Genomic DNA, 4,612 nt, shown 5'->3' with positions numbered 1-4,612 from the left:
GTCGGCCGGTTCGGCACGACGCGCTTCCGCGCCCAGTCGGGCCAGCTCGGCCAGCGCCTGCGGGGTGTTCAGGTCGTCATCCAGGGTAGCTTCCACTTCGGCCGGAATCACCGCCGTGGCCTCCACGTCAGCCAGATCACGCAGGGTGCCGTACAGGCGGTCCAGCGTGCGTGCGGACTGCTCGATCAGGGCGTCGGACCAGTCCAGCGGCTGGCGGTAATGGGCCGACAACAGGGCATAGCGCAGCGCTTCCGGTGCGTGCTTGCGCACCAGGTCATGCACCCGCTCGATGTTGCCGATCGACTTGCTCATCTTGGCACCGCCGAAGTTCAGCATGCCGTTGTGCAGCCAGAACCGGGCGAAGGTCTTGCCGCCATGGGCGCATTCGCTCTGCGCGATCTCGTTTTCGTGGTGCGGGAACTGCAGGTCGACGCCGCCGGCGTGAATATCGATGGTCTCGCCCAGGTGTGCGGCGGCCATCGCTGAGCACTCGATGTGCCAGCCGGGGCGGCCGCGGCCCCAGGGCGATTCCCAGCCGGGCAGGTCGTCGCTGGAGGGCTTCCACAGCACGAAGTCACCCGGATCGCGCTTGTACGGAGCCACGTCCACGCGCGCGCCGGCCAGCATTTCGTCCGGGTCCCGGCGCGAGAGCTTGCCGTAGTCGGCGTAGGAGGACACCGAGAACAGCACGTGGCCTTCGGCCGCATAGGCGTGCCCGGCGGCGATCAGCTGCTCGATCATGGTGATGATCTGCGGCATGTGGGCGGTGGCTTCCGGCTCGATGTCCGGTGGCACCACGCCCAGCGCGGCCATGTCTTCACGGTAGGCCGCGGCGAAGCGGTCGGTGATCGCGCTGATCGGCACGTTCTGTTCGCGCGCGGCGGTGTTGATCTTGTCGTCCACGTCGGTGATGTTGCGCGCGTAGCGCAGCCCGCCAAAGCGGCGGCGCAGCAGGTCGGCCAGCACCCCGAACACCACCGGGCCGCGCGCGTTGCCGATATGCACGTAGTTGTAGACCGTGGGGCCGCACACATACAGGGTCGGACAGGCTGGATCGATCGGGGTGAACGGTTCGAGCTGGCGTGTCAGGTTGTTGTGCAGGCGCAGGGTCATGAGGGGCGGTAGCCGAGGGGAGTGGGGCAAGTCCTCGATTTTAGAGCACAACGCCCCCGCGCGCCGGCCTGTCAGGCTCTTGAGGGTGTCATTCACGCCAAATGGTGTCGGTTTGTGGCCGTCCAGCTATGGGCAGAAGCGTCACGGACGGGTAATGTTCAGCCCCTTGTCCCTTGCACTGCCTACACTATCCACCTTGTCCCCTGACCCGTTGCCAATGAAATCCGCTCTGTTGCTGACGCTGGCTGGCTGCCTGACCGGAAGTGCCGCCTTCACGGCGTGCGCCCAGGAAGCCGACGTCCGCAACCGGGTCGTCATTGTCGAGAACGTCAAGTTCGACTATGCGCAGGTGCTCAACGTGGAGCCGGTGTTCCAGACCCTGCGCGCCACCCGCACCGAGGAACATTGCGAGCCGGTGTCCACCCGGACCCTGGCCCCGGTCAACGTGACCGGCGAGGAGCCGCAGGAGGAGAAGGGCCGGTTTGGTCGCTTCATGGACTCGGTGCGTTCGATCTTCAAGCGTGACGACACCCCCGTGAACGAAGACGGCAGCCCGGTGCTGGAGGCCGCCCCGGCCGCCGGCAATGGCCCGCTGCTGACCCGCGACTGCAAGATCGTGCCGGTCGGGCGGGAGTTCCGCCGGCCCATCGCCTACGACGTGGATTACGTCTACAAGGGCACCAAGTACCGTTCGCGGTTACCTGAAGATCCGGGCAACCGCCTCAAGATCCGGGTTTCGATAACCCCCTGGGTCGACGCCGAACAGCAGGCCAGCGCGGCGAACCCCTGACGACCGACGCCTGTGTACCGACCAACGGTCGGTACCTACCGGTTGTTTTCACGGTCGCCACATGTAAAGATGGCCGGCGATGAAACTCACCGACTTCCAGCACGACACCAGCGCCGCCCGTATGGCTACGGGCATGACGTCGCGTGCCCGCCGACCGGAACCCCACATTTTCGCTGGGTAACCGGAGCTTCGTGCTGTCTGTTCGGAAAACCCAGCCCCCGTGCTGGGTTTTTTCGTTTCTACGATTTGAAAAGTTGCATTTGTACCCTTTCTTCCATTGAAACCCGCCTCAAAGGATCGATCGATGTCCCTGAAGCACTTCCTGAACACCCAGGACTGGAGCCGTCCGGAACTGGACGCCCTGCTGACCCAGGCCGCCCTGTTCAAGCAGAACAAGCTCGGCGACCAACTCAAGGGCAAGTCCATTGCCCTGGTGTTCTTCAACCCGTCCATGCGGACCCGCACCAGCTTCGAACTCGGTGCGTTCCAGCTGGGCGCGCATGCGGTGGTGCTGCAGCCGGGCAAGGACGCGTGGCCGATCGAGTTCAACCTGGGCACGGTGATGGACGGCGACACCGAAGAGCACATCGCCGAAGTGGCCAAGGTGCTCGGCCGCTACTGCGACATCATCGCCGTGCGCGCGTTCCCGAAGTTTGTCGACTGGGCCTATGACCGCCAGGACATCGTGCTCAACAGCTTCGCCAAGTATTCGCCGGTGCCGGTGATCAACATGGAAACCATCACCCACCCGTGCCAGGAACTGGCCCACGTGATGGCGCTGCAGGAACACTTCGGCACCCAGGACCTGCGCGGCAAGAAGTACGTGCTGACCTGGACCTACCACCCCAAGCCGCTGAACACTGCGGTGGCCAACTCGGCGCTGACCATCGCCACCCGCATGGGCATGGACGTGACCCTGCTGTGCCCGACCGCCGACTACATCCTGGACGAGCGCTACATGGGCTGGGCCGAGCAGAACGTCGCCGAGAACGGCGGTTCGCTCAAGATCAGTCATGACATCGACAGCGCCTACGCCGGTGCCGACGTGGTCTACGCCAAGAGCTGGGGCGCGCTGCCCTTCTTCGGAAACTGGGAACCGGAAAAGCCCATCCGCGACCAGTACAAGCACTTCATCGTCGACGAACGCAAGATGGCGCTCACCAACAACGGCGTGTTCAGCCACTGCCTGCCGCTGCGCCGCAACGTCAAGGCCACCGACGGCGTGATGGATTCGCCGCAGTGCATCGCCATCAACGAAGCCGAGAACCGCCTGCACGTGCAGAAGGCGATCATGGCCGCCGTCGCCGGCCGATAAACGCAGACATCACCTCCCGGTAGCGCCGGCCGTTGGCCGGCCCAAGCAATCCCACATTCCATCCATTAGAGCCTCACCCCCATGACCACGAACAAAGACATCGTCCTGGCTTTCTCCGGCGGACTCGACACCAGCTTCTGCGTCCCCTACCTGCAGGAACGCGGCTACAACGTGCACACCGTGTTCGCCGACACCGGCGGCGTGGATGACGAGGAACGCGATTTCATCGAAAAGCGCGCCGCCGAACTGGGCGTCACCAGCCACGTCACCGTCGACGGCGGCCCGGCCATCTGGCAGGGCTTCGTCAAGCCATTCGTGTGGGCCGGCGAAGGCTACCAGGGCCAGTACCCGCTGCTGGTGTCCGACCGTTACCTGATCGTCGACGCTGCACTGAAGCGCGCCGCCGAACTGGGCACCAACATCATCGCCCACGGCTGCACCGGCATGGGCAACGACCAGGTGCGTTTCGACCTGGCAGTGAAGGCACTGGGCGACTACCAGATCGTCGCGCCGATCCGTGAAATCCAGAAGGAACACACCCAGACCCGCGCCTACGAGCAGAAGTATCTGGAAGAGCGCGGGTTCGGCGTGCGCGCCAAGCAGCAGGCCTACACCATCAACGAAAACCTGCTGGGCGTGACCATGTCCGGCGGCGAGATCGATCGTTGGGAAGCGCCGGGCGAAGGTGCCCGTGGCTGGTGCGCACCGCGCGACCAGTGGCCGACCGAAGCACTGAACGTCACCCTGAAGTTCGTCGAAGGCGAAGCGGTGGAACTGAACGGCAAGGCGCTGCCGGGTGAGCAGATCCTGGCCCAGCTCAACAAGCTGTTCGCCCCGTACGGCGTCGGCCGTGGCGTGTACACCGGCGACACCGTGATCGGCCTGAAGGGCCGCATCGTGTTCGAAGCCCCGGGCCTGGTCTCGCTGCTGACCGCGCACCGCGCGCTGGAAGACGCCGTGCTGACCAAGCAGCAGAACCGTTTCAAGCCGGACGTGGCACGCAAGTGGGTGGAGCTGGTGTACGAAGGCTTCTACCACGACCCGCTCAAGACCGACATTGAGGCTTTCCTGAAGTCCTCGCAGGGCAAGGTCAACGGCGAAGTGGTGCTGGAAACCCGCGGTGGCCGCGTGGACGCGGTGGCGGTGAAGTCGCCGCACCTGCTCAATGCCAAGGGCGCGACGTATGCGCAGTCGGCGGATTGGGGTGTGGAGGAGGCCGAGGGCTTCATTAAATTGTTCGGCATGAGCTCCACGTTGTACGCGCAGGTGAACCGGTAATCCCGTTCACCGGTAGCGCCCGGGCGGGGGGGGGGCCCCCCCCCACACCCCGGGGGGGGGCCCCCCCCCGCGGCCCCCGGGGGCCCCCCCCCCCCCCCAGGGGTAGTGGGGTGGAC

4 protein-coding genes are annotated in these 4,612 nt (G+C 65.3%); 3 read left to right on the top strand and 1 reads right to left on the bottom strand.

The genetic code is table 11. The features are described 5' to 3' along the window. The coding region (gene cysS, locus EGJ34_RS20670; RefSeq protein WP_125362303.1) for a cysteine--tRNA ligase at positions 1–1,113 on the bottom strand (1,113 nt) is incomplete at its 3' end. A gap of 217 nt (positions 1,114–1,330) precedes the next feature. On the opposite strand from cysS, the gene EGJ34_RS20665 reads away from it, so the two are divergent. The 3 genes from EGJ34_RS20665 to EGJ34_RS20655 all read left to right on the top strand — a co-directional run bounded on the left by EGJ34_RS20665 (position 1,331) and on the right by EGJ34_RS20655 (position 4,496). Further along, positions 1,331–1,903: a hypothetical protein gene (locus tag EGJ34_RS20665; RefSeq protein WP_125362302.1), complete on the top strand. Its 573-nt coding sequence runs from the start codon at positions 1,331–1,333 to the stop codon at positions 1,901–1,903. A 304-nt stretch (positions 1,904–2,207) separates the two neighbouring features. Next, complete coding sequence (locus EGJ34_RS20660; RefSeq protein ID WP_125362301.1) at positions 2,208–3,218, top strand: N-acetylornithine carbamoyltransferase; 1,011 nt, start codon at positions 2,208–2,210, stop codon at positions 3,216–3,218. Between the two features lie 81 nt (positions 3,219–3,299). Further along, entirely contained in the window at positions 3,300–4,496 is a 1,197-nt protein-coding gene (locus EGJ34_RS20655; RefSeq protein ID WP_125362300.1) for an argininosuccinate synthase, read from the top strand. Positions 4,497–4,612: the final 116 nt, after the last annotated feature.

The sequence above is a fragment of the Stenotrophomonas sp. 278 genome (assembly GCF_003935715.1).
GTDB classification, from domain to species: domain Bacteria; phylum Pseudomonadota; class Gammaproteobacteria; order Xanthomonadales; family Xanthomonadaceae; genus Stenotrophomonas; species Stenotrophomonas maltophilia_AH.
This window is presented reverse-complemented; position numbering and strand designations above follow the sequence as displayed.